The sequence below is a fragment of the Blastococcus sp. SYSU D00820 genome (assembly GCF_054050695.1).
In genome coordinates this window covers 333,461-358,672 of sequence record NZ_JBJGZW010000001.1, presented here as the reverse complement: position 1 = coordinate 358,672, position 25,212 = coordinate 333,461, and the positions used below count along the sequence as shown (strand labels likewise).

General features: G+C 73.8%; 29 protein-coding genes. 13 read left to right on the top strand and 16 right to left on the bottom strand.

Translation table 11 applies throughout. The features are described 5' to 3' along the window. Positions 1–291: 291 nt before the first annotated feature. From ACI79R_RS01685 to ACI79R_RS01675, 3 genes are read right to left on the bottom strand one after another with little or no spacing between them, the layout of a single operon-like run. Positions 292–456 (bottom strand): hypothetical protein, encoded by a 165-nt coding sequence (locus ACI79R_RS01685; RefSeq protein WP_456571841.1) that lies wholly within the window; start codon positions 454–456, stop codon positions 292–294. After that, positions 405–1,349 (bottom strand): SDR family oxidoreductase, encoded by a 945-nt coding sequence (locus tag ACI79R_RS01680; protein ID WP_456571840.1) that lies wholly within the window; start codon positions 1,347–1,349, stop codon positions 405–407. The genes ACI79R_RS01685 and ACI79R_RS01680 overlap by 52 nt, the downstream gene beginning before the upstream one ends. Positions 1,350–1,355: 6 nt before the next feature. After that, positions 1,356–1,856 (bottom strand): SRPBCC domain-containing protein, encoded by a 501-nt coding sequence (locus tag ACI79R_RS01675; protein ID WP_456571839.1) that lies wholly within the window; start codon positions 1,854–1,856, stop codon positions 1,356–1,358. Between the two features lie 63 nt (positions 1,857–1,919). Between ACI79R_RS01675 and ACI79R_RS01670 the strand changes: the two genes are divergently transcribed. The 4 genes from ACI79R_RS01670 to ACI79R_RS01655 all read left to right on the top strand — a co-directional run bounded on the left by ACI79R_RS01670 (position 1,920) and on the right by ACI79R_RS01655 (position 3,349). Then, positions 1,920–2,306, top strand: coding sequence for a YchJ family protein (locus ACI79R_RS01670; RefSeq protein WP_456571838.1), 387 nt, complete (start codon positions 1,920–1,922; stop codon positions 2,304–2,306). Positions 2,307–2,343: 37 nt separating this feature from the next. Next, on the top strand, positions 2,344–2,571 hold the full coding sequence (locus ACI79R_RS01665; protein ID WP_456571837.1) for a hypothetical protein: 228 nt from the start codon (positions 2,344–2,346) through the stop codon (positions 2,569–2,571). A gap of 75 nt (positions 2,572–2,646) precedes the next feature. Then, complete coding sequence (locus ACI79R_RS01660) at positions 2,647–2,889, top strand: acyl carrier protein (protein WP_456571836.1); 243 nt, start codon at positions 2,647–2,649, stop codon at positions 2,887–2,889. A gap of 82 nt (positions 2,890–2,971) precedes the next feature. Further along, positions 2,972–3,349 (top strand): nuclear transport factor 2 family protein, encoded by a 378-nt coding sequence (locus tag ACI79R_RS01655; RefSeq protein ID WP_456571835.1) that lies wholly within the window; start codon positions 2,972–2,974, stop codon positions 3,347–3,349. Here the strand turns inward: ACI79R_RS01655 and ACI79R_RS01650 are convergent. The 7 genes from ACI79R_RS01650 to ACI79R_RS01620 all read right to left on the bottom strand — a co-directional run bounded on the left by ACI79R_RS01650 (position 3,346) and on the right by ACI79R_RS01620 (position 8,773). Further along, complete coding sequence (locus tag ACI79R_RS01650) at positions 3,346–4,071, bottom strand: DsbA family oxidoreductase (protein ID WP_456571834.1); 726 nt, start codon at positions 4,069–4,071, stop codon at positions 3,346–3,348. The genes ACI79R_RS01655 and ACI79R_RS01650 overlap by 4 nt on opposite strands. Further along, a complete protein-coding gene (locus ACI79R_RS01645) occupies positions 4,068–5,087 on the bottom strand; it encodes a cation diffusion facilitator family transporter (protein WP_456571833.1) in 1,020 nt (339 codons plus the stop codon). The genes ACI79R_RS01650 and ACI79R_RS01645 overlap by 4 nt, the downstream gene beginning before the upstream one ends. A gap of 29 nt (positions 5,088–5,116) precedes the next feature. Then, on the bottom strand, positions 5,117–5,521 hold the full coding sequence (locus ACI79R_RS01640; protein WP_456571832.1) for a DUF1428 domain-containing protein: 405 nt from the start codon (positions 5,519–5,521) through the stop codon (positions 5,117–5,119). A 58-nt stretch (positions 5,522–5,579) separates the two neighbouring features. Then, complete coding sequence (locus ACI79R_RS01635) at positions 5,580–5,957, bottom strand: FKBP-type peptidyl-prolyl cis-trans isomerase (protein WP_456571831.1); 378 nt, start codon at positions 5,955–5,957, stop codon at positions 5,580–5,582. Beyond that, on the bottom strand, positions 5,945–7,291 hold the full coding sequence (locus tag ACI79R_RS01630) for an MFS transporter (RefSeq protein WP_456571830.1): 1,347 nt from the start codon (positions 7,289–7,291) through the stop codon (positions 5,945–5,947). Before ACI79R_RS01630 ends, ACI79R_RS01635 begins: the two co-directional genes overlap by 13 nt. Before the next feature lie 112 nt (positions 7,292–7,403). After that, positions 7,404–8,042, bottom strand: coding sequence for a cysteine hydrolase family protein (locus tag ACI79R_RS01625; RefSeq protein WP_456571829.1), 639 nt, complete (start codon positions 8,040–8,042; stop codon positions 7,404–7,406). Positions 8,043–8,275: 233 nt separating this feature from the next. After that, positions 8,276–8,773: a hypothetical protein gene (locus tag ACI79R_RS01620; RefSeq protein WP_456571828.1), complete on the bottom strand. Its 498-nt coding sequence runs from the start codon at positions 8,771–8,773 to the stop codon at positions 8,276–8,278. Between the two features lie 191 nt (positions 8,774–8,964). On the opposite strand from ACI79R_RS01620, the gene ACI79R_RS01615 reads away from it, so the two are divergent. After that, positions 8,965–10,608: an alpha-glucosidase gene (locus tag ACI79R_RS01615; protein WP_456571827.1), complete on the top strand. Its 1,644-nt coding sequence runs from the start codon at positions 8,965–8,967 to the stop codon at positions 10,606–10,608. Positions 10,609–10,641: 33 nt separating this feature from the next. Here the strand turns inward: ACI79R_RS01615 and ACI79R_RS01610 are convergent, their stop codons facing one another. Next, complete coding sequence (locus ACI79R_RS01610) at positions 10,642–11,913, bottom strand: acyl-CoA dehydrogenase family protein (protein ID WP_456571826.1); 1,272 nt, start codon at positions 11,911–11,913, stop codon at positions 10,642–10,644. Between the two features lie 155 nt (positions 11,914–12,068). Between ACI79R_RS01610 and ACI79R_RS01605 the strand changes: the two genes are divergently transcribed. From ACI79R_RS01605 to ACI79R_RS01595, 3 genes are read left to right on the top strand one after another with little or no spacing between them, the layout of a single operon-like run. Beyond that, complete coding sequence (locus ACI79R_RS01605) at positions 12,069–12,854, top strand: DeoR/GlpR family DNA-binding transcription regulator (protein WP_456571825.1); 786 nt, start codon at positions 12,069–12,071, stop codon at positions 12,852–12,854. Next, positions 12,851–13,228 (top strand): DUF4406 domain-containing protein, encoded by a 378-nt coding sequence (locus ACI79R_RS01600; RefSeq protein ID WP_456571824.1) that lies wholly within the window; start codon positions 12,851–12,853, stop codon positions 13,226–13,228. The genes ACI79R_RS01605 and ACI79R_RS01600 overlap by 4 nt, the downstream gene beginning before the upstream one ends. Continuing rightward, complete coding sequence (locus tag ACI79R_RS01595) at positions 13,225–13,893, top strand: NUDIX domain-containing protein (protein WP_456571823.1); 669 nt, start codon at positions 13,225–13,227, stop codon at positions 13,891–13,893. The genes ACI79R_RS01600 and ACI79R_RS01595 overlap by 4 nt, the downstream gene beginning before the upstream one ends. Positions 13,894–13,895: 2 nt before the next feature. On the opposite strand, the gene ACI79R_RS01590 is transcribed toward ACI79R_RS01595, so the two are convergent. Beyond that, positions 13,896–15,878 (bottom strand): acetoacetate--CoA ligase, encoded by a 1,983-nt coding sequence (locus ACI79R_RS01590; protein ID WP_456571822.1) that lies wholly within the window; start codon positions 15,876–15,878, stop codon positions 13,896–13,898. A 59-nt stretch (positions 15,879–15,937) separates the two neighbouring features. Between ACI79R_RS01590 and ACI79R_RS01585 the strand changes: the two genes are divergently transcribed. The 4 genes from ACI79R_RS01585 (at position 15,938) to ACI79R_RS01570 (ending at position 19,092) form a co-directional block, all read left to right on the top strand. Then, positions 15,938–16,666: a DsbA family protein gene (locus ACI79R_RS01585; protein WP_456571821.1), complete on the top strand. Its 729-nt coding sequence runs from the start codon at positions 15,938–15,940 to the stop codon at positions 16,664–16,666. Positions 16,667–16,688: 22 nt separating this feature from the next. After that, entirely contained in the window at positions 16,689–17,120 is a 432-nt protein-coding gene (locus tag ACI79R_RS01580; protein WP_456571820.1) for a DUF2237 family protein, read from the top strand. After that, on the top strand, positions 17,117–17,608 hold the full coding sequence (locus ACI79R_RS01575) for a glutathione peroxidase (protein ID WP_456571819.1): 492 nt from the start codon (positions 17,117–17,119) through the stop codon (positions 17,606–17,608). Before ACI79R_RS01580 ends, ACI79R_RS01575 begins: the two co-directional genes overlap by 4 nt. A 92-nt stretch (positions 17,609–17,700) precedes the next feature. Then, positions 17,701–19,092, top strand: a complete 1,392-nt coding sequence (locus ACI79R_RS01570) for an aspartate aminotransferase family protein (RefSeq protein ID WP_456571818.1) — start codon at positions 17,701–17,703, stop codon at positions 19,090–19,092. A 120-nt stretch (positions 19,093–19,212) separates the two neighbouring features. Here ACI79R_RS01570 and ACI79R_RS01565 read toward each other — a convergent pair whose 3' ends face one another. Together ACI79R_RS01565 and ACI79R_RS01560 are read right to left on the bottom strand one after the other, a co-directional pair. Continuing rightward, positions 19,213–19,638 (bottom strand): universal stress protein, encoded by a 426-nt coding sequence (locus ACI79R_RS01565; RefSeq protein WP_456571817.1) that lies wholly within the window; start codon positions 19,636–19,638, stop codon positions 19,213–19,215. Further along, positions 19,635–21,134, bottom strand: a complete 1,500-nt coding sequence (locus ACI79R_RS01560) for an APC family permease (protein ID WP_456571816.1) — start codon at positions 21,132–21,134, stop codon at positions 19,635–19,637. The genes ACI79R_RS01565 and ACI79R_RS01560 overlap by 4 nt, the downstream gene beginning before the upstream one ends. A 135-nt stretch (positions 21,135–21,269) precedes the next feature. Here ACI79R_RS01560 and ACI79R_RS01555 point away from each other — a divergent pair, with 135 nt between their 5' ends. Beyond that, on the top strand, positions 21,270–22,478 hold the full coding sequence (locus tag ACI79R_RS01555; RefSeq protein ID WP_456571815.1) for a saccharopine dehydrogenase family protein: 1,209 nt from the start codon (positions 21,270–21,272) through the stop codon (positions 22,476–22,478). A gap of 42 nt (positions 22,479–22,520) precedes the next feature. Here ACI79R_RS01555 and ACI79R_RS01550 read toward each other — a convergent pair whose 3' ends face one another. Both ACI79R_RS01550 and ACI79R_RS01545 read right to left on the bottom strand, forming a co-directional pair. After that, on the bottom strand, positions 22,521–23,567 hold the full coding sequence (locus ACI79R_RS01550) for an LLM class flavin-dependent oxidoreductase (RefSeq protein WP_456571814.1): 1,047 nt from the start codon (positions 23,565–23,567) through the stop codon (positions 22,521–22,523). Beyond that, the gene (locus ACI79R_RS01545; RefSeq protein ID WP_456571813.1) at positions 23,564–25,117 is read right to left on the bottom strand and encodes an APC family permease; all 1,554 of its coding nucleotides are present in this window, start codon (positions 25,115–25,117) and stop codon (positions 23,564–23,566) included. The genes ACI79R_RS01550 and ACI79R_RS01545 overlap by 4 nt, the downstream gene beginning before the upstream one ends. Between the last annotated feature and the right edge of the window lie 95 nt (positions 25,118–25,212).

Below are 25,212 nucleotides of genomic sequence, written 5' to 3'. Positions count from 1 at the left end.
GAGGTCAAGGCGTCTCCATGCTCAGGCAGCCGGTCAGACACCGGCGGCGCGGGGTGCTGGTCGACCGGCGCAGACGCATCCGGGCAGGCCCAGGTTATCGGCACACACACGTGCTGTAACCGTGAGAGATGTTACGTCTAGGACGTCTGCATCGAGGACCGAAGTCCCTGGACCGGGGGCGTCGTCCCCCTCGCGGGCGACACCGCTGCCGCCCACCGCGCTCAGCGCCCCCAGTCCCGATGCCCACCACCCGGGCGTGGGCCACGGCGCGGCTGGGCGGCCAGGCGCCGCTCAGCCGGGGATGAGCCGGCGGCGGCGCATCTCGTCGAGCATCGCGAAGAGCGATACCTCGCTGTCGATGCAGTCGGCGAACCCGGCCTGACGGATCTTGATGGTGCTGGAGATCAGGTCGCGGTCGAGCGAGAGGATGGCGTTCGCGCGGTCCCACGACGCCATCTGCCCGTACGGGATGGGTTGCAACCGTGCCGGCGGGTCACCTCCTCCCACAGCGGTCCCCTGTCGGCCATGACGGCGGGGAGGTCGTAGGGGAACGGCTGGCCCAGTTCGAGGCCGAAGTACTCGGCCACCTTCGGCCACGTGTTGACCCAGCGGACGAGGTCGCCGTTGCTGATGTTGAACACCTCGTCCCGGGCCGACGAGGTGTTGGCAGCCCACGCCGACGCCTTCGCCAGCAGCCGGGCGTCGGTGAACTGGACGAGTGACCGGTAGCCCAGCTCGCTGCCCGGGAAGCGCAGCGGCTGACCCAGTTCCTTCGTGACGGTGGCGTAGAGGGCGATCACGTGGACGAGGTTCACGAACGGGCCGAAGGCCACGCCGCAGACGTGGTCGGGACGGAAGATCGTGAAGCCGACGCCCGCGCGGTCGGCCCACCGGCGCAGCAGGTCCTCCTGGTCGTGGTAGAAGAGCCGCCCCAGCAGGCGGGGATCGGACTCCTTCGCCGGCGTCGGGAACGGCCCGACGTGCGCCCCGTACGCCTTGCCACCGTGGTAGAGCGTGACGTGCCGGAGCGGCGCCCCCCGGTCCAGAAGCGCGCGGACGACGTCGTCGAGCATGGCGACGTTGACCCGTGCCTCCTCAGCCGGGTCGGCGACGATCGCGTAGGCCGCGAAGAAGAGGTGCGTGGTGTCGGTCGGCAGCTCGGCCGCGCCGAGCGCATCGGCGTCGGCGAGGTCGACCCGGACGTGGTCGACCCCCTCGACGGCGGGGCCCGGCCGGCGACTGCTGGTGACGACCCGCCAGGCCGGGTCGGCGTGGAGGTGGCGGGCCACGTAGCTGCCCACCAGGCCGTGCCCGCCGGTCACCAGACCGACGTCGGGCCCACCGCCCACGCCCGTTCAGACCCGCCCGTACGTCGGACCGGTCGCCGCCCAGAAGGTGTCCCAGTCGCCGGGGCCGGTCGCGCCGGTCAGCTCGGCGTCCAGCCGGTCGAGGTACCAGTGCCAGCCGCCGAGCAGGTCGGTGGCGTCCGCGCCGGCGTCCAGCTCCTGGGAGAAGCGCAGCGCCGTGCCGCCGTCCTGCTCGGCGAGGTCGAGGGCGACCTGCCAGCCGCCGCCGTCGTCCTGCTCCCACGCGACGACCAGCCGGGCCGGCGCCCGGCACTCGACGATGCGTGTCGGCGAGCCCTCGTGCTGCCCCTCGGCGGTCATCGTGAAGCTGCCGCGGCCGCCCTCGGCCCGCTCGCCGTCGTAGACGCCGATCCAGCGGGCCAGCCGGTCGGGCTCGGTCAGCGCCGCCCAGACCTCCGCCGCGGGCAGCGGCCAGGTGCGGACGAACTCCAGCAGCTGCCGCCCGCCGTCACCGGTGGTGACGGTGCCCCTGCCCACGCTCTCGCCCATGCCGGCCTCCTCGCCTCGGCCCCACCCAACCGGTCGAGCCCCTCGGACGCCAGACTCCTCCGCGTGCGCCCCCGACGCTGCCCCTGCGGCTCCGCCCTGCCCTACGCCGAGTGCTGCGGCCGGCTGCACGCCGGCGCGGCCGCCGCCGGCACCGCGGAGCAGCTGATGCGCTCGCGCTACAGCGCCTTCGCCGTCGGGGACGCCGGCTACCTGCTCGCCACCTGGCACCCGGCGACCCGCCCGCGCCGGCTGGAACTGGACCCGGACACCCGCTGGACGGGCCTGGAGGTGCTGGCCACGACCGGCGGCTCGCTGTTCGCGACCGAGGGCACCGTGGAGTTCCGGGCGTCGGCGGTGACCGGCGGGGTCCGGCACGTGCAGCACGAGCTCAGCCGGTTCGCCCGGGAGGACGGCCGCTGGCTCTACCGGGACGGCGTCTCGCTGGGCTGAGGATTGCGCGGGCGGCCCTCCGGGGAACCCGCCGGGCATGACCGTCACCGATCCCGACGTGCCCGATCCGCTCAACGACCCCCGCACCCTGCAGGCCGACCCCGGCGCCCAGGGCCAGGGCGACGACCTCGCCTCGGCCGGTGACGACCCGGCCACCGCGGGCGAGGACGAGCTGCCCACCAGCCGGACGCTCGCCGACGAGGCCGGCGGCGGCGACGTGACCGGCGGCGCGGCCGGCGACCAGCCGGTCGGCGGGCTCGGCTGAGACGGAGCGGTCCGTTTCACCGCCCGGTCCCCTGGGGAAGTGACCGGGCCCACATCCGTATCCGAGGAGGTAGCGATGGCCACCGGTGAGACCGGCTTCGAGGACGTCACCTACGACCTGATCTCGGTGCAGTACCACTCGCTGAAGGCCGGGCATGACTACGGCCAGTACGTCCGCGATGCGGAGAACGCCAGCCTCGACGACATCGCGGCGTTCTTCCGGGAGGTCATGGAGCAGGACTCGGCCCGGGCCAAGCGGTGCCACGAGTTCCTGCGGCAGATCTCCGGGACCGAGCAGGGCGGCCCGGCCACCAGCTGAGACCGCACCAGACGGCGGGGCCGCCGTCCCGGGCCCGGGACGGCGGCCTGCCGGATGTCCGCCGGAGGAGGGGCGGAGCATCGTGGACGACGAACTGACCCGGGAACTGCTGGAGCTCGAGCACCGCGGCTGGGAGGCCCTGCGCCAGGGCACCGGAGCCGACTTCTACGGGGCGCTGATGACCGCGGACGGGGTCATGGTGCTGGCCGACGGCACCGTGGCCGACCGCGCGGCCGTGGTGGCCGCCCTGGAGAACGCCCCACCGTGGACGCGGTTCGAGCTCGACAGCGCCCGTGCCGTGCCGGCGGGGGACGGCGCCGCCGTGCTGGTCTACACCGCACGCGCCTGGCGCGGCGACGACGACCCACCGTTCACCGCCGCCATGACCAGCACCTACGCGCGGGGGAACGACGGCTGGCAGCTGGCCGTCTACACCCAGACGCCGCTGCCGGCGGGCTAGACGGCGCAGGAGTCGTCGCTGCAGCCCTCCGCGGCCGGCACGGTCTGCAGCGGGTGGGCATCGGCCCAGGCCCGCTCCAGCAGCTGGAGCAGCAGGTCGGCCGGCTGCGCGCCCGCGGCGCCGTAGCGGCGGTCGACGACGAAGAACGGAACGCCGGTCGCGCCCAGCGACCGGGCCGTGGCGATGTCCTCCAGGACCGCGGCGCGGTGCCGGTGGTCGGCCAGGGCGGCCCGCACCTCGGCGTCGTCCAGTCCGACCTCGGCGGCCAGCGCGGCGAGGGAGTCGACGTCGAAGACCGAGCGGCCCTCCTGGAACTGGGCCGACAGCAGCCGCTCCTTGAGCTCGCCCTGCCGCCCGTGCTCGGCGGCCAGGTGCAGCAGTTCGTGGGCCGGCAGCGTGTTGCCGCTGATGCCGGACGCGAGGTCGTAGGTCAGCCCCTCGCCGGCGGCGGTCTCCTCGACGTGCCGCATCATCGCCCGCATGTCGGCCTCGCTGCGGCCGTACTTGGCGGCCAGCGCGGGCAGCGTCGGGTGGGTCTCCCCCTCCGGCACCGACGGGTCGAGCTGGAAGGAACGCCACACCACCTCGACCTGGTCACGGTGCGGGAACCGCGCGAGCGCGGCCTCCAGCCGGCGCTTGCCGATGAAGCACCACGGACACACGACGTCGGACCACACCTCGACCTGCACGGACGTGCGCAACCCGCCGCCCGCCGCGGTCATTCCCCGGCGTCCCCCGGTCGGTGGGCCTCCGCCCGCGCCCGGCCGTCACCGGGGGTCGGGTCGAGGAAGACGAAGCGGACGCCCTCGTGCCGGGCGACCAGCCGGCGCTCGGCCTCGTCGGAGGCCCGCTCGACGTCGGCCACGGTGACCTCGTCGGCGAAGTCGACCTTCGCCGAGACGATCAGCTGCCCCGGTCCGATCACCGAGGTCAGCAGCACCGGGACGTCGACGACCTGGTCGATGCCGAGGATCTCCTGGCGCAGCTGCTCCCCGATGGTGGGCGACACCGACTGGCCGATCAGCAGGGACACGTTGGCCCGCGCCAGGGACCCGGCGACCAGCAGCAGCAGGCAGCCGATGAGGATCGCCGCGACGCCGTCCCAGACCGGATCGCCGGTGACCTGCTCGAGGAACAGCCCCAGCGCGGCCAGGACCAGGCCGACCAGCGCGGCGCCGTCCTCGAAGGTGACCGCCTTGACGGTGGTGTCGGTGGTCTCGCGCAGGTAGCGGCGCGACGTCGTCCCCCACCGGCGGGCCGAGCCGCGCACCTGCCGCACCGCCTTGACGAACGAGGCGCCCTCGAGGACGAAGGAGACCGCCAGCACGATGTAGGCGACCAGCGGATCACCCTGCTCCTCGCCCTCCAGGATCGTCTCGACGCCCTGGTAGAAGGAGAAGCCGGCGCCGAGGGTGAAGGTGGCCAGGCAGGCCAGCAGCGCCCAGAAGTAGGTCTCCCGGCCGTAGCCGACCGGGTGCCGCTCGTCGGGGGCCCGGGTGCCGCGCTTGAGCGCGACGAACAGCAGCACCTCGGTGATCGTGTCGGCCACCGAGTGCGCGGCCTCGGACAGCATCGCCGAGGAGTGGCTGATCAGGCCGCCGACCAGCTTGGCGATCGCGATGCCGAGGTTGGCCAGGCCGGCGACGACGACCGTGCCGGTCGACTCGCTGCCCGAGTCGCTCTTCGCCTCGGTCTGGTCGAGCAGGGCGTGCCCGGTGGTCGGTGCCGGCTGGGTCATGGCCGCGACGGTGCCCCGCCGCGGTGCGGCTACACGTCGAGCACCACGTCGAAGCCGCCGGCGACCAGCCGCCGGCCCTCGAAGACGGCCGGCGCGCCCGGCACCGGCTGCACGCGGGGATCGGCGAGCACCGCCGCCAGGCCGCGGTCCCGGGTGGCCTTGTCCGGCCACTCGGTCCACGAGAGCACGACGACCTCGCCGTCCCCGGCGCCGGCGGCGGCGTGCAGGTCCCGCGCCGGCTGCTCCCCCAGCGAGTCCCGCGCGCCCTCGGCGTGGAAGTCCGCCGGGTCCTGCGGGGTCTCGTCCTGCCAGCAGTCGACCACCCGCAGCGCCCCGTGCTCGCGGTACACCGCAGCCATCGCGCGGGACAGCTCGACGAAGGCCTCCCGCATCTCCCGGCGCACCGGGGTCAGGTAGCCGTCGACGTAGGTCATGGCGGGTGCTCCCGGAAGGTCGGGCGGGGCGCCGGGCCCGCCGGCGCCCCGCCGTCGGTCAGCGGACGCCGACGAGGTCGACGACGAAGACGAGCGTGGCGCCCGGCTTGATGACGCCGCCGGCACCGCGGTCGCCGTAGGCCTTGTGCGCCGGGATGGTCAGCCGGCGGCGGCCGCCCACCCGCATCCCGGTGATGCCCTCGTCCCAGCCCTGGATGACCATGCCGACGCCCAGCCGGAACTCCAGCGGGTCGCCGCGGTCCCAGGACGCGTCGAACTGCTCGCCGCCGTCGTGGGTGACCCCCACGTAGTGGGCGCTCACCAGACTGCCGGGGGTCGCCTCGGGGCCCTCGCCGACGACGAGGTCCTCGATGACGAGGTCGTCGGGAGCGGGGCCCGTGGGGGGCTCGACGTCCGGTCGGCTCAGCTCGGCCACGGTTCTCCCTCCTGCACCGGGGCTCTCCCGGCGCCGTCCCCCATCCAAGCAGCGACCGGCTGGTCCCTCTCGGGGACGGCGGTGTCCAGCGGGTGCGCCAGCTCGTCGGCCGGCAGCCGCCACACCACGATCGCCACCACCGCCAGCACCGGTGGCGCCAGGCCGGCGACGAGGAAGGTGCCGGTCAGGCCGAGCAGCGCGCTCGCCGGCCCGGCCAGCGCCATCGACAGCGGCATGAACGCCAGCGAGACGAAGAAGTCGAGGCTGGAGACCCGGCCGAGCAGCTCCGGCGGCACCCGGCGCTGCAGCAGGGTGCCCCAGATGACCGTCGCGGCCTGGAACGCCGCCCCGACCACCGCGCCGGCGGCCACCATCAGCCACAGCTGCGAGGTCAGCCCGAAGACGACCAGCGGAACGCAGCCGACGCCCCACATCAGGTTCATGACGGTGAGGTAGCGCCGGGGCAGCCGCAGCGACGCCACCACGAGCGAGCCGAGGGCGCCGCCCACGCCGAAGGCGACCAGCACGAGCGCGTGCTCGGCCGGCCCGCCGCCGGCCTGGTCGCGGATCGCGAAGGGCACCAGCACCTCGAACGGGCCGATCATCGCCAGCACCATGAGGGAGGCGAACGCCAGCGTGGCCAGCAGCCACGGCGTCGCGACCATGTAGCGGACGCCCTCCCGCACGTCGTGCAGCAGGCCGCGCACCGGCGACCCGCCGCCGTCGAGGGCGCGGCGGACCGGCGTCGGCGGCACGGCGGCCACGCAGGCCGCGGCGGCCAGCGAGCACAGCGCCGTCGCCGCCACCGCCGCGCCCGGGTTGACCGCGGCGACCAGGAAGCCGGCCAGCGCCGGGCCGGCGGCCGCGGACAGCACCGGCCGGACGACGCCCTCCAGCCCGTTGGCCGCCAGCAGGTCCTCCTCCGGGACCAGCGCGGGCACCAGCGCGGAGAAGGCGGGGTAGTAGCAGCCGATCGCCAGGCCGATGACCAGCGAGGCGGCGGCCACGTGCACCAGGCCGAGGGCGCCGGTCAGCGAGAGGACGGCGACCGCTCCGATCGCCGTCACCTGCACCAGCTCAACGGCCAGCAGGATCGACCGCTGCGGCACCCGGTCGGCCAGGGCGCCGCCGAGCAGGGTGCTCACCAGCATGCCGGCCGCGGACAGCCCGGTGGCCAGCGACAACGCGCCCGGGCCACCGCCGAGGGCGACCACCTGCCAGACGAGGGCGATCGCCCAGACCCCGGCACCGGTGAGGGAGAGCGCCAGCGAGGCGGCCAGGAACCGGTAGGACCGGTGCCGCAGGGGCGACAGCGCGCGCGGCAGCGCGACCATGACTCCTCCTCCCGGTCCCGGCCATGGTCGCCGACGACCCCGGTGAGGAGCACGCGGGTTTTCCGTGGAGCGGAGGGTGGGAGCGCAGGGATCCTGCGCTCCCACCCTCCGGTCAGGCGGTGGCGACCAGCCCGCGGAACTCGGCCGCGGTCATCACGTGCGCCGTGGAGAAGGCGAGGATGGTGAGGGTCGCGCGGTGCACGTCGTCGGCCGACATCGCGCCGTAGCCGACGTCGGGGTAGTCGAAGGTGCCGGTGGCGTCGGACAGGAACGCGACCTTGTAGTTGAGGAACATCGCGTCCCGCGCCGTGGCGTGGCAGCAGTTCTCGGTCGTCGTCCCGGTGATGACGACCGAGTCCACGCCCCACTCCCGCAGGATGAGGTCGAGGTCGGTGGCGAAGAAGCCGCTGTACCGGTGCTTCTTGATCACGTGCTCGCCCGGGGCCGGGGCGAGGACCGGGAAGATGTCGGCGCCCGGGGTGCCGTCCACCAGCGCGGCGCGCTGGTCGATCGGCGGGTACAGGTCGTCGTACAGGCCCATGTCCGACCCGTCCTCGCGGTGGACGTGCGCGGTGTAGATGACCTTGACGCCGTTCTCCCGGCAGAAGGTGAGCGTCTCGGCCAGCTCGTCGGCGAGCGCGAGCGCCTGCTTGGACTGCAGGGCCGCCCCGTCGGCGACGAAGTCGTTCTGCATGTCCACGACGATCATCGCGGTCCGCGAGGGGTCGATGCGGTCGAAGGTGTAGGGCACGGGGTCCTCCTGGCGGGCGCGCGGGCGGTGGCGCCCACCGTAGGACCGCGCGTGCGACAGGTCCATGGACCTCCGTCACCGATGTGGCACACGTCAGCGGAGGGTGGGAGCGCAGGAATCCTGCGCTCCCACGCACGCCCCCGCGGGCCAAGGGGCCCTTGCCCCGCGACCGCGTTTGGGCCACCGGCCTCGGGGGGGGGGACCCCATGTACCCGGCCCCCCCCCCCCTCCGCTCAGGCGGCCTGGAAGACCACGCGGAAGCCGCCGTCCTGCGGGTCCACCTGCCAGATCACGTCACCGGAGGTGCCGGTGACCGCCTCGCCGAGCCCGCTGTCGATCCGCTCGGCGCCCGGGCCGTTGGCCTCGTAGTACGCCAGCACCTCCTCGCCGGAGAGGTCGGCCGCGTAGCTCACGTACTCCTGGCCGCCGCGGACCGTGCCGCCGGTCTCGCACAGCACCGCGCCGTCGGGTGGCTCGGGGAAGTCGGCCGGCACGCTCTCCACGTCGGCGATGTCGCCGCCCTGGGCGAGCGGGAAGGCCTCGGCACACTCCTCGGGCGCGCTGCCCGGGTTCTCGAAGGCCCCCGACGGATCGGCGATGGTGCCGTCGCCGGAACCCCCCTCGGCCGAGGACGGCGGATCCGCGGGCTCGTCGGAGCCGCAGGCGGTGAGCAGGAGGGTGGCGGCGAGGGCGACGGCGCTCAGCGCCGCGCCCGGACGTGCGGTGGACATCGATCTCCTCGTCGGACGGCGGCCCGCTCAGGGCCGCGCGGGACCGGAGCCGAGCGGCGGGCACCCGTCAGCGGGTCCGCGCGCGGTGTGCGCGCAGCCGCCGACCGTGCTGGGCTGGACCGGTGACGGTCGAGGACGACGCCCCCTGGTGGACGCGCGCGGTGGTGTACCAGGTCTAGCCGCGCTCGTTCATGGACTCCGACGGCGACGGGATCGGTGACCTCGGCGGGCTCCTGCAGCGGCTGGACCACCTGAGCGACCTGGGCGTCGACGTCGTCTGGCTCTCGCCGGTCTACCCCTCGCCCCAGGCCGACAACGGCTACGACATCAGCGACTACACCGACATCGACCCGCTGTTCGGCTCCCTCGAGGTGTTCGACGAGCTGGTCGCGGCGCTGCACGGGCGCGGCATCAAGCTGCTGATGGACCTCGTGGTCAACCACACCAGCGACATGCACCCCTGGTTCGTCGAGAGCCGGTCGGGGCCCGCGTCGCCGAAGCGCGACTGGTACTGGTGGCGCCCGCCGCGGCCCGGGATGGCCGCCGGCGCCCCGGGTGCCGAGCCGACCAACTGGCAGTCGTTCTTCTCCGGTCCGGTGTGGGAGCTCGACGAGTCCTCCGGCGAGTACTACCTGCACCTGTTCGACCGCCGCCAGCCCGACCTCAACTGGGAGAACCCGGAGGTCAGGCAGGCGGTGTACGCGATGATGCGGTGGTGGCTCGACCGCGGGGTCGACGGCTTCCGCATGGACGTCATCAACATGATCAGCAAGGACGTCGGGCCGGACGGCGCGCTGTCCGACGGGCCGCCGCTGCCGGGCTCGGCGTGGGGCGACGGCTCGGCGTCCTACCTCTGCGGGCCGCGCATCCACGAGTACCTGCAGGAGATGCACCGCGAGGTGTTCGCCGGGCGGGAGGGCGCGTTCCTCACCGTCGGCGAGATGCCGGGCGTGACCGTGGAGCAGGCCCGGCTGTTCACCGACCCGGCCCGCCGCGAGGTGGACATGGTGTTCCAGTTCGAGCACGTCGGGCTGGACCACGGGACGAGCAAGTGGGACGTGCACCCGCTGCGGCTGCGCGACCTCAAGGCCTCGTTCGGCCGCTGGCAGGCGGGGCTGGCCGACGTCGGCTGGAACTCCCTGTACTGGGACAACCACGACCAGCCGCGCGTGGTCAGCCGGTTCGGCAACGACTCGCCGCGGTTCCGCCGCGACTCGGCGACCTGCCTGGCCACGCTGCTGCACCTGCACCGCGGAACGCCGTACGTCTACCAGGGCGAGGAGCTCGGGATGGCCAACGCCCCGTTCGCCTCGCTCGCCGAGTTCCGCGACGTGGAGTCGCTCAACCACCACGTGCACGCCGTCTCCCGCGGCGACGACGCCGAGGCCGTGCTCGCCTCGCTGCGGGCGATGAGCCGGGACAACGCCCGGACGCCGGTGCAGTGGGACGCCTCCCCGAACGCCGGCTTCACCAGCGGCACCCCGTGGATCGGCGTCAACCCCGACCACACCGAGTGGAACGCCGCGGCCCAGCGCGACGACCCGCGGTCGGTGCTGGCCCACCACCGGCGGCTGATCGCGCTGCGCCACGAGGATTCCGTGGTCGCGCTCGGCGACTTCACGATGCTGCTGCCCGACGACGAGCAGGTGTACGCCTTCACCCGCTCGCTGAGCGGGCGCACGCTGCTCGTCGTCTGCAACGTCGGCGGCACGCCGCAGCCGCTGGCCGAGCTGCTGCCCGAGGCGGTCGGCGCGGAACTCGTACTGGGCAACCTGGACGCCGGCGACCCGGCGGTGCTGCAGCCCTGGGAGGCCCGCGTCCTGCGAGTGGAGTGAGAGGGACGCGTTCTCCGCGCCCTCCCACTCCGCTCAGGCCAGGGGGGACCGCGGGAGCAGCCGGTCGCTGATGATCCGCTTCTGGATCTCGCTGGTGCCCTCGAAGATCGTGGTCAGCCGGGCGTCGCGCCAGTGCCGCTCGACCTGCCGCTCGGTGGTGTAGCCGTTGCCGCCGTGCAGCTGCATGGCCTGGTTGGTCACCCGGACCGCCATCTCGGTGGCCTCGAGCTTGACCATCGACGCCTCCTTCTCGCAGCGCACGCCCAGGTCGATCAGGTGGGCGACCTGCCGGTAGAAGGCACGGGCCTGCTCGATCTGGGCCGCCATCTCGGCCACGGTGAAGCGCAGCGCCTGGAAGTCGCCGATCGGGTGGCCGAACTGCTCGCGCTCCTGCAGGTAGACGATCGAGTCCTCGAGCGCGGCGCGGGCCAGGCCGACGGCGCGGGCGGCGGTGTGCACCCGCGCGGTGTTCAGGAACTTCTGCGCCTCGGCGAAGCCCGCCCGCTTGGCCGCCTCGCCCTCCTCGGCGCTGTCCTCGGCCGCCGCGCGGGCCTGGTCGATGACGTTGCCCGCCGGGATCCGGACGCCGTCGAAGACGAGATCCCAGGTCAGGAAGCCGTGGTAGCCGATCTTGTCGATCGGGGTGCCCGTGAGCCCCTCCGGGAACGACCCCCGCTCCTTCTCCAGCAGCAGGTTGACCAGCCCGGCCGAGCGGGACTCCCCCTCCTCAGGATCGCGCTCGCGCACCAGCACCTGGATGAAGTCGGCGGCCTCGGCGTTGCCGCACCAGCGCTTGTGCCCGGTGACCACCCACTCGTCGCCGTCGCGCACCGCGCGGGTGGAGACGCCGGCGAGGTCGGAGCCGGCGTCGGGCTCGGACAGCGCGATCGCCCCGATCCACTCGCCCCGGGCGCTGCGCCGCTGCAGCTCCTCCCGCCGCGCGGGGTCGGCCACCGCGGTGCCCAGCCCCTGCGAGCGGGCCAGGATGCTCGCCGTCGACATCCACGCGCGGGCCAGCTCCTCGCTGACCATGCAGTACTCGAAGACCCCGAGCCCCAGCCCGCCGCACTCGGCCGGGACGGTGATGCCGAAGTAGCCGAGCTCGGCCAGCCGGGCCAGCAGCGACGCCGGGATCAGCCCCTTCTGCGGGTCCAGCTCGTCGGCGACCGGGAGGACCTCCTCCATGGCGAACCGGCGGGCCTGCTCCTGCAGCGCCTCGCGCTCGGGGGTGTGCCACGGGGGCAGCAGGGCCGGCGGCTGCGGCTGCAGGACGGCGTCCTCGGCGGGGCTGGCGCTCGACGTCATCGTCGGTCGGCCTCCTCGGTCAGCGGATGATCACGTACACCTTGGCGGCAGGTCGTTCCCCCTGCACCTCGCGCTCATCCGCGGTCGTGAGCAGCCTCACGCCATATCTCACAACCACTTCACAGAACTAACAGCTAGGTGGTAGGAAGTCGGTCGTGGCCGTCCCCGACCGACTCGACGTGACCCTCCGGCTGGTGCGCAACGCCGGCCGGGTCACCCTCGCCGACCTCGCCGCCCGGCTGGGCGTCTCGGAGATGACGGTGCGCCGTGACCTCGACGCGCTGCAGCAGCGCGGGCTGGTCGAGCGGGTGCGCGGCGGCGCGGTGGCGGTCGCGGAGCCGGAGTCCGCCGCGGGCTTCGCCGCCCGCGCGGACTGGCAGGCCGGCCTCAAGGACCGCATCGGCCGGGCGGCCGCCGACCTGGTCGAGCCGGGCTCGACGGTGCTGCTCGACGCCGGGACGACGACCGTGCACGTCGCCCGCCACCTGGCCGGCCGCGCGCCGCTCACCGTCGCCGCGCTCAGCCTGCCCGGCGCGGCCGCCCTGGCCGACGTGCCGGGCATCCGGCTGCTCGTCGTCGGCGGTGAGTCGCGACCGGGCGAGCAGAGCCTGTCCGGCCCGCTGACCGCCGCGGTGCTCTCGCAGCTGAGCTTCGACGTCTTCGTCATGTCGATCGGCGCGGTCGACGCGGCGGCCGGCTGGTCGGAGTTCACCCTCGAGGACGCCGCCGTCAAGCAGGCCGGCCTCGCGCGGGCGCGGTCCACCCTCGTCGTCGCCGACGCCTCGAAGCTCGGCGTCCGCGCCTTCGCCTCGGTTGCGCCGCTGCCCGCCGTCGGCCGGCTGGTCACCGACGTCAGCGCCCGCGACCCCCAGCTCTCCCCCGCGGCCCAGGAGACCCTGGCCGCCCTCGACGACGCCGCTGTGGAGGTGGTGTGCGCGTGACCCTGTCCGAGCCCCTGATGATCCTGGTCGCCGGGCCCTACCGCGGAGGCACCGGCGACGACCCGGCGCTGATCGCGGCCAACCACCGGGCCATCCAGGAGGCCTGCCTGGCGCTGTTCCGGGCCGGCCACCTCGCGGTCAACGGCGAGGACCTCGCCCTGCCGCTGGCGGAGCTGGCCGGCTCCACCCGGGTCGGCGACGCCGCCTTCGACGAGGTGTTCCACCCGATGGGCCGGCGGCTGGTGGCCCGCTGCGACGCCGTGCTGCGGCTGCCGGGCGCCTCGGCCGGCAGCGACGAGATGGTGGAGCTGGCCCGCGCCCGCGGCGCGGCGGTCTACACCGCCCTCGACGAGGTGCCGGCGGTGGCCCGGTGACCGCCGTGGGGGTGCCGGGGGTCGACGTCCCCGACGCGCGCGGGCGGACCGGCCTGGACCGGGCCGGTCGCGACCTCACCGGCAACCCCGACGTCGTCGTCCGGGACGTGGAGCTGCTGGCCGCCGGCTGGCACGTGCTGCGCCGCACCACCTTCGACCAGCGGCACCGCGACGGCCGGTGGACCACCGAGCAGCGCGAGACCTACGACCGGGGCAACGGCGCCACGGTGCTGCTGTACGACACCACCCGGCGCACGGTGCTGCTCACCCGCCAGTTCCGCTTCCCCGTGTACGTCAACGGCCATCCCGACGGGCTGCTCGTGGAGACCGCCGCCGGGCTGCTCGACGACCAGGACGCCGAGTCGGCCATGCGCCGCGAGGCCGAGGAGGAGCTGGGCGTCGCCGTCGGCACCCTGGAGCCGGTCTTCGAGCTGTTCATGAGCCCGGGCTCGGTCACCGAGCGGCTGCACTTCTTCGCCGCCCCGTACACGCCGGCCGACCGCGTGTCCGCCGGCGGCGGACTGGCCGAGGAGGGCGAGGACATCGAGGTGCTGGAGCTGTCGTTCGACGAGGCGCTGGCGATGACCGGCGACGGCCGGATCGCCGACGCCAAGACCGTGCTGCTGCTGCAGTGGGCGGCGCTGTCGGGGCCGTTCCGCCGCTGAGGTCAGCGCGCGGCGCGCTCGCGGGCCAGCGCGACGAAGTGCTCCAGCGCCGCGGCGTCGTCCACCGCGCCGGCGTTGGCCGCCTTCTCCGGCGCCATGCCCTGGAACAGCCGCTTGAGCGGCACCTCCAGCCGCTTGCCGGTGCGGGTGTGCGGCACGGCGGGGACGACGAGCACCTCGTCGGGCACGTGCCGCGGGCTGGCCTGGGTGCGGATCGCCGCGCGGATCCGGTCGGTCAGCTCGCCGGTCAGCTGGGTGCCGGGGGTCAGCTGGACGAACAGCGGCATCCAGTAGCCACCGTCGCGCTGCTCGACGCCGAGGACGACGCAGTCGACCACCTCGGGCACCGACTCCACCGCCGCGTAGATGTCGGCGGTGCCCATCCGCACGCCGCCGCGGTTGAGCGTGGAGTCCGAGCGCCCGGTGATCAGGCAGGTGCCCCGCTCGGTGACCTCCATCCAGTCGCCGTGCCGCCAGACGCCCGGCCACGGCTCGAAGTAGGCCTCGCGGTACCGGGTGCCGTCGGGGTCGTTCCAGAAGTACAGCGGCATCGACGGCATCGGCTCGGTGACCACCAGCTCGCCGAGCTCGCCGACGACCGGGCGGCCGTCGGCGTCCCAGGCGGCCGCCGCCACACCCAGCATCGGCCGCTGCAGCTCGCCGGCGGTCACCGGCAGCAGCGTGGTCGAGCCGACGAAGCCCGTGGCCACGTCGGTGCCGCCGGACAGCGAGCCGAGGAAGACGTCGGGCTTCACCGCGTCGTAGACCCAGCGGAACGACGACGCCGGCAGCGGCGAGCCGGTGGCCCCCACGTACCGCAGCGAGGACAGGTCGTGGGTCTCCCCCGGCCGCACGCCGGCCTTCTCGCAGGCCAGGAGGTAGCCGGGGCTGGTGCCCAGGTAGGTCAGGCGGGTGCGGGCGGCGAGCGCGAACTGCGCGTCGACCGTCGGGTACGCCGGCGCGCCGTCGTACACGACCACCGTGGCGCCGCACAGCAGCGCCGACGTGGCGATGTTCCACATGATCCAGGCGGTCGAGGCGTACCAGAGGAGGCGGTCGCCGGGGCCCAGGTCGCCGTGCAGCGCCAGCTGCTTGAGCTCCTCGAGGACGACGCCGCCGTGCCCGTGCACGATCCCCTTGGGCAGCCCGGTCGTGCCCGAGGAGTAGACGATCCACAGCGGGGCGTCGAACGGCAGCGGCTCGAACTCCGGCTCCTGCACCTCGGCGACCGCGTCGGCCCAGGCCAGCACGCCGTCGGGCAGCCCGCCCCCGGACAGCCGGGGGACGACGATCGTCGTCCGGACGCTGGGGAGCGCCGCCCGGAGCTCGGCGAGCACCTCCCGCCGGTCGTGCTCCCGGCCGTTGAACCGGTAGCCGTCGACCGCGACCAGCACCACCGGCTCCACCTGGGCGAACCGGTCGAGCACGCTGCGGGTGCCGAAGTCGGGGGCGCACGAGGTCCACACCGCACCGATCGCGGCCGCGCCGAGGAAGGCCACGACCGCCTCGGGCACGTTGGGCAGGTAGCCGGCGACCCGGTCGCCGCGCCGCACGCCCAGCCGGCGCAGCGTCGCGGCGAAGGCGCCGACCTGCCCGCGCAGCTGCGCCCACGACACCTCGGTGGGCACGGTGTCCTCGGCGACCACGACCAGCGCCGGGGCGTCGTCCGTCGCGTGCCGCAGCGCCTGCTCGGCGTAGTTGACCGTCGCCCCCGGGAACCACTCGACGCCCGGCATGGTGCGGGCGGTCAGCACCCGGTCGTCGGGGACGCCGGGCAGCACGCCGGTCCAGTCGGCGACGTCGGCCCAGAACTGCTCGAGGTGCTCGACCGACCAGCGCCAGAGGCGGTCGTAGTCGACCGGGTCGCCGAGGTCCACGCCGCGGCGCCGGGTGACCCAGCGGGCGAAGTCCGCGGCGCGGCAGGCCCGCATCGACTCCGGCGTCGGGCGCCACAGGACCTCGGGGGTGACGGTGTCGTCGGTCACGTCCGCACCCTGCCACGGGCGGCGGGCGCCGGTCGCCGTCCGGGGTTACGTTCGGCTCCGTGGCGGATGCCGACCTGCACTTCTACTTCGACCCGGTCTGCCCCTTCGCCTGGCTGACCAGCCGATGGGTGCGCATGGTCGCCGCCCGGCGCACCTACCGCGTCGAGTGGCGGTTCATCTCCCTGCGGCTGCTCAACGAGCACGTCGACTACGCCGCGCAGTTCCCGCCGGACTACGAGGCCGGGCACACCGCCGGGCTGCGGCTGCTGCGCCTGGCCGCCGCCGTGCGCGCCGGGCACGGGCAGCCGGCGCTCGACCGCCTCTACCCGGCCCTGGGCACGCGCGTGTTCGAGACCGCACCGGAGGACGGCGGCCGCACCGACCCGGCGGCACCGGGCACCGCCGCCTTCGTCGCGCCGGTGCTCGACGAGCTCGGTCTGCCCGCGGACCTGGCCGCAGCCCTCGACGACGACTCCTGGGACGCGGTGGTGCGCGCCGAGACCCAGGAGGCGCTCGCGCTCACCGGCCGGGACGTCGGCACGCCGATCCTGCACTTCCGGCCGCCGCAGGGCACGGCGTTCTTCGGCCCGGTGATCAGCCGGCTGCCGGCCGAGGACCAGGCCGAGGAGCTCTGGGACCACGTGGTCGGCCTCGCGTCGTTCCCGGGCTTCGCCGAGCTCAAGCGCAGCCTCCGGGAGGCGCCGCAGGTCCGCACCGAGGGGCTGCGGCCCGGCGAGGTCGGCCGCGAGGAGGACTGGCACGGCGGCAGTCGCAGGCTGCACCGGTGACGACCGTGGCAGGGTGGGGGTCATGACCGCGCCGGACGCCGTCGAGCGCAACGTCCTCGGCGGTCCGCTGGAGCCCTGCGGCACCGAGCCGCTGACCGGCTTCTACCGCGACGGCTCCTGCCGCAGCGGCCCCGACGACCTCGGCCGGCACACCGTCTGCGCCGTCGTCTCCCGGGAGTTCCTCGCCCTCCAGGCCGAACTCGGCAACGACCTGACCACCCCGCGCCCCGAGTACGGCTTCCCCGGCCTGCGGCCCGGTGACCGCTGGTGCGTGGTGGCCGGCCGCTGGCTGCAGGCGTTCCGCGCCGGCGCCGCGGCCGGGGTGGTGCTCGCGGCCACCAACGTCCGCGCGCTGGAGGTGGTGCCGCTGGAGGCGCTGCGCCGGCACGCGGTCGACGTCCCCGACGACCTCAGCGGCCTGGACCGGCCGCCCACCCAGGAGGAGAGCCCGTGAGCGACCTGCTCGACCAGCCCGTGTCCACCCTGCAGGGCGAGCCGACCACCTTCGGCGCCCTGACCGGCGGCCGGCCGGCGCTGGTCGTCAACGTCGCCTCGAAGTGCGGTCTCACCCCCCAGTACAGCCAGCTCGAGGCGCTGCAGCAGGAGTACGGGCCGCGCGGGTTCACGGTGGTCGGCGTTCCGTGCAACCAGTTCATGGGCCAGGAGCCCGGCACCGCCGAGGAGATCGCCGGCTTCTGCTCCACGACCTACGGGGTCACCTTCCCCATGACGGAGAAGGTCGAGGTCAACGGCGAGGGCGCGCACCCGGTCTACCAGCGGCTCACCGCCGCGCCCGACGCCACCGGGGAGGCCGGCGACGTGCAGTGGAACTTCGAGAAGTTCCTGATCGCCGCCGACGGCGAGGTGGTGGCCCGGTTCCGGCCGCGCACCCAGCCCGACGCCCCCGAGGTGCGGACGGCGATCGAGGCACTGCTCGGCTGAGCGGAGTGCCACGGGCGCACTTTCCGCGCCGTGGCACTCCGCTGCAGTAGCATCCCGTCGTCCATCCGCCCCGGCGACGACGGGATCCGCAGATGACCACCACCGAGCAGGACGTCACCGAAGGCCCGGCCACCACTGGTCGGGGCGCCGCGGACAACCTCTGGCTGCACTTCTCCCGGATGGGCAACTACACCGAGGCCCCGCCGCCGGTGATCGTCCGCGGCGAGGGCGCGTACGTCTACGACGACCGCGGGCGCCGCTACCTCGACGGGCTCTCCGGGCTGTTCGTCGTCCAGGCCGGGCACGGCCGGCGGCGGCTGGCCGAGGCCGCCGCCCGCCAGGCCGAGCAGCTGGCGTTCTTCCCGCTGTGGTCCTACGCCCACCCGGCGGCGGTCGAGCTGTCGCACCGGCTGGCCGACGCCGCGCCCGGCGACCTCGACCGCGTCTTCTTCACCACCGGCGGCAGCGAGGCGGTCGAGACCGCGTGGAAGGTGGCCAAGCAGTACTTCCGGCTCACCGGCCGGCCCGCCAAGACCAAGGTGATCAGCCGCTCGATCGCCTACCACGGCACCACGCACGGAGCCCTGTCGATCACCGGGCTGCCGGCGATCAAGGACGCCTTCCAGCCGCTGGTGCCCGGCACCGTGCACGTACCCGCCACCAACCTCTACCGGGCCCCGGTGCACGGCGACGACCCGGTCGCCTTCGGCCGGTGGGCCGCCGACCAGATCGAGCAGGCGATCCTCGCCGAGGGCCCCGACACCGTCGCCGCCGTCTTCCTGGAGCCGGTGCAGAACTCCGGCGGGTGCTTCCCGCCCCCGCCGGGCTACCTCGCCCGGGTCCGCGAGATCTGCGACCGCCACGACGTGCTGCTGGTCAGCGACGAGGTGATCTGCGCGTTCGGCCGGCTGGGCACCACCTTCGCCTGCGACAAGTTCGGCTACGTGCCCGACATGATCACCTGCGCCAAGGGCATGACCTCGGGGTACTCACCGATCGGCGCGATGATCGCCTCGGAGCGGGTCGTCGCGCCGTTCCTGGAGGCCGGCGTCAGCTTTCCGCACGGGTACACCTTCGGCGGCCACCCGGTGAGCGCCGCCGTCGCGCTGGCCAACCTCGACCTGATGGCCGAGGAGGGGCTGGGCCAGCGGGTGCTCGACAACGAGGGCGCCTTCCGCGCCACGCTGGAGCGGCTGCTGGACCTGCCGATCGTCGGCGACGTCCGCGGCGACGGGTACTTCTACGGCATCGAGCTGGTGAAGGACCGCGCCACCCGGGAGACCTTCGACGACGACGAGTCCGAGCGCCTGCTGCGCGGGTTCCTGTCGACGGCGCTGTTCGAGGCGGGGCTCTACTGCCGGGCCGACGACCGCGGCGACCCGGTGGTGCAGCTGGCGCCCCCGCTGATCTGCGGCCAGGCCGAGTTCGACGAGATCGAGCAGGTGCTGCGCAGCGTGCTCACGGAGGCGTGGGAGCGGCTCTGACACCGTCGGCCTGCCGGCCGACACCGCGGCCAGGTGCCGTCCCCGACCGGCGCGGAGCCCCACCCGACGCCCCTCGCGGGAGCCTCCGGCCCCCACTCGTCCCGTCGCGCCTGCGGCTGCTCAGTCCTCGGCCGCCGCCGGCGGCACGCACAGCACCGGCCGGTCGGACAGGTGCAGCAGCCGGTAGGACACCGACCCCAGGATCGCCCCGCGCAGCGCGCTCTCCCCGTAGGTGCCGACGACGATCACCCGCGCGTCGTGCCGCTCGGCGGCGTCCAGCAGGGCCTGCACCGGCTTCTCGTCCAGGAGCTCCACGACGACGCGGACGCCGGCGGCCTCGGCGTCGGCCACGGCGTGCGCGACCGCCGTCCGGCCGAGCTCCTCGAGGGCCTGGGTGTGCACCCCGGCCTCCTCGCCGACCATCCCGGGCGGGGCGGCGCCGTAGACGACCACCAGCGGCTCCTCGAAGCGCCGGGCGACCTCCACGGCCAGCCCCAGCGCCCGGCGCGCCCCCGGCGACTCGTCGTACCCCAGCACGACGCTCATGCCCGCCCCTCCCGCACGTCCGCGGCCACGGCCGGCCGCTCGTCCCAGAACCGCGGCCGCGTGAACCGCCAGATCACCATGAACACCACGCCGAGCAGCAGGATCCCGACGCCGATGGCCAGCGGCGGCCCGACCCCGAGCCACGTCGTCCCGAGCTCGCTGTTCTCCGGGTCGGCGAGGTCGCCGATGGACTCGATGAGCAGCCAGATCAGCAGCCCCGACCCGATCAGCGGGCCCACCCCGATGAGCAGGAAGCTCTTCACGCTGGCCAGCAGCTCGCGGCGGTAGAAGACCGCGCAGGCGATGCCGGTCAGCGAGTAGTAGAAGGCGATCAGCAGCGACAGCGCGGTCAGCGAGTCGAACAGCGCGTTCTCGCTGATCAGCGACACCAGCACGTACCAGGCCGCGGCGATGCCGGCGACCCACCAGGTGGAGACGTCGGGGGTGCGGAACCGCGGGTGGATGTGCGCCAGCGACCGGGGCAGCGCCGCCCGCCGGGCCATCGACAGCCCGGTCCGCGACGCCGGCAGGATCGTCGTCTGCGTGGAGGCCAGCGCCGCGGTGGCCACCGACAGCAGCAGCACCCAGTCCCAGCCGCCGAGCACGTCGCCGCCCAGCAGCGCGAAGATGAACTCCTCCTCGCCCTCGTTCTGGGCGAGGTAGTCGGTGCCGGAGAAGGCGACGACGGCGTAGGCCACCGCCAGGTAGGTCACCAGGAGCACGACGGTGGACAGCACCGCGGCCTTGCCGGGCGCCGAGGCGGAGTCCTCGGTCTCCTCGGTGAGGTTGACCGCCGACTCCCAGCCCCAGTAGGCGAACACCCCGAGCAGCAGCCCGCCGGTGAGCGCGGCACCGCCCTCGGCGAAGGGGTTCAGCCAGGACAGCGACGGGGTGAGGCTGCCCTCCAGGCCGTCGCCGTTGAGCGCCCGCACGAGCGCGACCACGGCGAAGACCAGCAGGGCCAGCACCTGCGCGAGGATCAGCAGGTTCTGCACCCGGGCCGAGATCTCCGTGCCGATCACGCAGATCGCCGTCATCACCACGATGACGATCACGACCAGCGTCATCACCCACGGCGTGGACTCGGCCAGCGAGTCCAGCCCCAGTGTGAGCAGCGTGAACCGGACGGCGGTGTCGGCCAGCGACCCGATGACCAGGACGCCGGTCATGGCGATGGCCCAGCCGCCGATCCAGCCCATCCACGGACCCATGGCGCGGGTGACCCAGGAGAACGTGGTGCCGCAGTCCTGGTCGACCCGGTTGAGGTAGTAGAAGGCCGAGGCGATCAGCGCCATCGGGACGAACGAGGCGAGCAGCACCCCGGGGGCGTGCACGCCGACCAGCGCGACGACCGGCCCGATGATCGCGGCCAGCGAGTAGGCCGGCGAGGTCGAGGCCAGGCCGATCACCAGCGCGTCGACGAAGCCGATCGCGCCGGCCTTGAGCTGCGCCGGCGCCTCCTCGGCCGGCGACGCCGGGTCCGCTGCCGCTGTCACCTGAGCACCGCTGCTGTCATGCACGGTTTATGTCAGCTGAACCCCCTCCAGCACAAGGTTTCGGGCGTTACAACCGTGTACAACGACGGAAGCCGTCGCCTACGGTGGGCCACTCCATCCCGGAGAGGACCCCTCATGCGCGTACTGCTGGTCGGCGCCGGCGGCGTGGGCAGCGCCATCGTGGGCATCGCGGCCCGCCGACCGTTCGCCGAGGCCGTCGTCGTGGCCGACTACGACCCCGCCCGGGCGGAGAAGGCGGTGGCCGCGGTGGGCGACCCGCGCTTCACCGCGGCCCGGGTCGACGCCTCCGACGAGGCGGCGGTCACCGCGCTGCTGGCCGAGCACCGCTGCGACGTGCTGCTCAACGCGACCGACCCGCGGTTCGTCATGCCGCTGTTCCGCGCCGCGCTGGCCGGTGGGGCCACCTACCTGGACATGGCGATGTCGCTGTCGCGGCCACACCCGGACCAGCCGTACTCGGCGACCGGCGTCAAGCTCGGCGACGAGCAGTTCGCTCTCGCCGACGAGTGGACCGCCCGCGGGCAGCTGGCCCTCGTCGGCATCGGCGTGGAGCCGGGACTGTCCGACGTCTTCGCCCGCTACGCCGCCGACCACCTGTTCTCCGAGATCGACGAGCTCGGCGTCCGCGACGGCTCGGACCTCGTCGTCCGCGGGCACGGGTTCGCCCCGTCCTTCTCCATCTGGACGACGATCGAGGAGTGCCTCAACCCGCCGGTGGTGTGGGAGCGCGACCGGGGCTGGTTCACCACCGAGCCGTTCAGCGAGCCGGAGGTCTTCGAGTTCCCCGAGGGCATCGGCCCGGTGGAGTGCGTCAACGTGGAGCACGAGGAGGTGCTCCTCATGCCGCGCTGGATCGACGCGCGCCGGGTCACCTTCAAGTACGGCCTGGGCTCGCACTTCATCGGCATCCTCAAGGCGCTGCACGAGACCGGGATGGACTCCACGACGCCGATCCGCGTCGGTGACGTCGAGGTCTCCCCGCGCGACGTCGTGGCCGCGGCCCTGCCGGACCCGGCGACCCTGGGCGAGCTCATGGAGGGCCGCACCTGTGCCGGACTGTGGGTGAGCGGCACCGGCCCCGACGGGCAGCCCCGGCAGGTCTACCTGTACCACGTGGTGGACAACGCCTGGTCCATGCGCGAGTACGGCGCCCAGGCCGTCGTCTGGCAGACCGCGGTCAACCCGGTGGTCGCCCTCGAGCTGCTGGCGACCGGCGTGTGGTCGGGCACCGGCGTGCTCGGGCCCGAGGCGTTCGACGCCGTCCCCTTCCTGGACCTGCTGACCGCCTACGGCTCTCCGTGGGGGATGCGCGAGGGCGGCTGAGGCAGGTCCGCCCGGCCGGCACCGGCCGGGCGGACCGCCGGCTCAGGAGAACGCCGGCATGACCTCGTCGTGGATGAGCTGCAGCTGCTCCTCCACCGTGGCCACCCCCGGCAGCTCGCGGCCGGTGAACGCCTTGACCAGCGAGGCGTCGGTGATCGCGGCGATGAGGTGGTTCACCCCGGCCGGCTCGATCTCCTTGATCTTCGCCGTCACCTCCTCGGGCGTGCCGGCGAACGACAGCTTCTCCGCGATCTCCGGCGTGGTCAGCTCGATGCCCCGGGCGAGGTCGCCACCGCCGATCGCGTCGATGATCGGCTTGAGGCTGTCGGGGTCGACGCCGTTGCGCTCCAGCTGCTCGGCCGGCATGGAGGAGGCGTAGATGCCGACCATGCTGCGCGCGGCGTCCTTGGCGGCGGCGGAGTCCCGGCCGACCGACACCACCACCCAGGCGCCGAAGTCCAGCGTCGTCCAGTCCTTGCCGGCCTTCTCCGCGCCCGCCCGCAGGTGCTCGGCGGCGTACTCGTAGGCCTCGCGGGTGTAGCTGAGCGCGTGGTGGCAGCCGTCGGAGTGTTCGGCCGAGGCCACGAAGGAGCGCGGCCCGCGCATCGCGCCCATCTTCACCGGCAGCCGCTCCTGCACCGGCCGGGCGAAGGTGAACAGGCCGTCGTACTGGAAGAACTCGCCGTCGAAGGTGATCGCCCCCTGGTCGAGGAAGGTGCGGATCACGTGCACGCCCTCGATGACCCGGGACAGCGGCTTGGTCTGCGTCCAGTCGGTCTTGTACTGGGCGAGCAGGCCGAAGTTGCCGCTGGACAGCACCACCTCGGCGCGGCCGCCGGTCAGCTCGTCCAGCGTCGCCGCCGCCTGGGCGATGAGGGTGGGCTCGCGGAGGGTGACCGCCGAGACGCTCGGCCCCATGCGCACCCGCGAGGTCTGCGCGGCCGCAGCGGCGAAGAGCAGCCAGAGGTCCTTGTGCCAGGTCTCGTCCGCGGCGTACACCGCGTGGAAGCCGAGCTCGTCGGCCAGCTTGATGGCCCGCAGCGACTCCTCGAGGGGGTAGTCGGGCAGCATCGCGTAGCTGAACTTCATCGGATCTCCTCACTCACGGGGACACCGGCGGACTGCCGGATCTGCTGGAGCTGTGCGGCCACCTCGCGGGCATCGCCCTCGGGGATGTTCGTGGAGTGCCGGTCCGGCCGGGCGATGAGCAGGTAGAGCAGGCCGGTGACCGCCACGACCCCCAGCCCGATCGCGACGATCCAGCGGTCGAGGAACGTCTCGGTGCCCACCGGCGGCTTGACCAGCAGGACGAGCGCGAAGATGCCGTAGGCCAGGGCCAGGACGTTGACCAGCAGGCCGGCGCCGCCGAGGTTCCACAGGCCGGCCGGCCGCCAGCCCTTGAGCCGCTGCCGCAGCGCGGCCAGCACCACGGCCTGGAAGGCGACGTAGATGCCGCAGACGGCGAACGCCGTCACCCGGGCCAGGCTGTCGGGCTGGAAGAAGACGAACAGGCAGATCAGGATCGGGACGACGCAGACCACGAGCAGCGCGTTGGTCGGGACGGCGTGCTCCCGGGACAGGTGCGAGAGCCAGCCGCTGGCCGGGAGCATCCGGTCGCGGGCGAAGGCGTACAGCAGCCGGCTGCCCGCGGCCTGCAGGGAGAGCACGCAGGAGATGAACGCGACCACGGTGACGACGAGGAACACCTTCGCGCCGACCGTGCCGAGCGTGGCGTCGAGGATGGTCGGGATGGGGTCGACGTCCTCGCCGGCCATGATCGCCTGCAGCTGGGCGTCGGGCGCCGCGAGCACGTAGCCGGCGTAGGAGAGCAGGCCGGAGACCCCGCCGACCAGGATGGTCAGGATCATCGCCCGCGGGATGCGGCGGGTCGGGTCGGCGACCTCCTCGGCGACGTCGCCGCAGGCCTCGAAGCCGTAGAACAGGAACAGACCGGACAGCGCCGCGGCCAGGAACGTGGCGAGGTACGGGTCGCCGCCGCCGGCGCCGAGGGTGTCGAAGAAGATCGAGAAGGGCTGCTCGCGCTGGAAGAGCAGCAGGTACAGCCCCAGGGCGACCACGCCGATCAGCTCGGCGGCCAGCCCGATCTTGGCGATCCGGGCGAGCATCCGGGTGCCGCTGTAGTTCACGACGAAGGCGATGACCAGCAGCGCCACCGCGGTGGCGAGGGCGACGCCGGGGGTGGCCTCGATCTCGAACAGCGCGGCCACGAACCCGCCGCCGAACTCGGCCACCGACGTGACGGTCACGATGATCGCCCAGATGTAGATCCAGCTGACGATCCAGGCGTAGCGCCGGTTCCACAGCCGTCGCGTCCACGGGTAGATGCCGCCGGCCAGCGGGTACTGGCTGACCACCTCGCCGAAGACCAGCGACACCAGCAGCTGGCCGAGCCCGACGATGACGATCCACCAGATCGCCGGCGGCCCGCCGATGGAGAGGCTGTAGGCGAACAGCGAGTACACGCCGACCAGCGGCGAGAGGTACGTGAAGCCCAGGGCCATGTTGGACCACAGGCCCATGCTGCGGTGGAACTCGCCGGTGTAGCCGAGGGCGGCCAGCTGGGCGTCGTCAGCTGTGGGGCCGCCGGCGGAACCGGCGGAGGCTCGCGGTGGGGTCACCGGATCTCCTCGCGAAGAGCGGGCGCGGCCTCGCGGATGTGCCGGAGGCCACAGGAATGCCGGGAAACCTATAGAGCCAGAGGTCACAGGACAAG

Excerpts from the sequence above, each read along its gene's own strand:
- ACI79R_RS01685 (WP_456571841.1), bottom strand. The coding sequence starts at position 456 with ATGGCGTCGTGGGACCGCGCGAACGCCATCCTCTCGCTCGACCGCGAC.
- ACI79R_RS01675 (WP_456571839.1), bottom strand. The coding sequence starts at position 1,856 with ATGGGCGAGAGCGTGGGCAGGGGCACCGTCACCACCGGTGACGGCGGG.
- ACI79R_RS01665 (WP_456571837.1), top strand. The coding sequence starts at position 2,344 with ATGACCGTCACCGATCCCGACGTGCCCGATCCGCTCAACGACCCCCGC.
- ACI79R_RS01660 (WP_456571836.1), top strand. The coding sequence starts at position 2,647 with ATGGCCACCGGTGAGACCGGCTTCGAGGACGTCACCTACGACCTGATC.
- ACI79R_RS01650 (WP_456571834.1), bottom strand. The coding sequence starts at position 4,071 with ATGACCGCGGCGGGCGGCGGGTTGCGCACGTCCGTGCAGGTCGAGGTG.
- ACI79R_RS01645 (WP_456571833.1), bottom strand. The coding sequence starts at position 5,087 with ATGACCCAGCCGGCACCGACCACCGGGCACGCCCTGCTCGACCAGACC.
- ACI79R_RS01640 (WP_456571832.1), bottom strand. The coding sequence starts at position 5,521 with ATGACCTACGTCGACGGCTACCTGACCCCGGTGCGCCGGGAGATGCGG.
- ACI79R_RS01630 (WP_456571830.1), bottom strand. The coding sequence starts at position 7,291 with ATGGTCGCGCTGCCGCGCGCGCTGTCGCCCCTGCGGCACCGGTCCTAC.
- ACI79R_RS01620 (WP_456571828.1), bottom strand. The coding sequence starts at position 8,773 with ATGTCCACCGCACGTCCGGGCGCGGCGCTGAGCGCCGTCGCCCTCGCC.
- ACI79R_RS01615 (WP_456571827.1), top strand. The coding sequence starts at position 8,965 with ATGGACTCCGACGGCGACGGGATCGGTGACCTCGGCGGGCTCCTGCAG.
- ACI79R_RS01610 (WP_456571826.1), bottom strand. The coding sequence starts at position 11,913 with ATGACGTCGAGCGCCAGCCCCGCCGAGGACGCCGTCCTGCAGCCGCAG.
- ACI79R_RS01580 (WP_456571820.1), top strand. The coding sequence starts at position 16,689 with ATGACCGCGCCGGACGCCGTCGAGCGCAACGTCCTCGGCGGTCCGCTG.
- ACI79R_RS01570 (WP_456571818.1), top strand. The coding sequence starts at position 17,701 with ATGACCACCACCGAGCAGGACGTCACCGAAGGCCCGGCCACCACTGGT.
- ACI79R_RS01565 (WP_456571817.1), bottom strand. The coding sequence starts at position 19,638 with ATGAGCGTCGTGCTGGGGTACGACGAGTCGCCGGGGGCGCGCCGGGCG.
- ACI79R_RS01555 (WP_456571815.1), top strand. The coding sequence starts at position 21,270 with ATGCGCGTACTGCTGGTCGGCGCCGGCGGCGTGGGCAGCGCCATCGTG.
- ACI79R_RS01550 (WP_456571814.1), bottom strand. The coding sequence starts at position 23,567 with ATGAAGTTCAGCTACGCGATGCTGCCCGACTACCCCCTCGAGGAGTCG.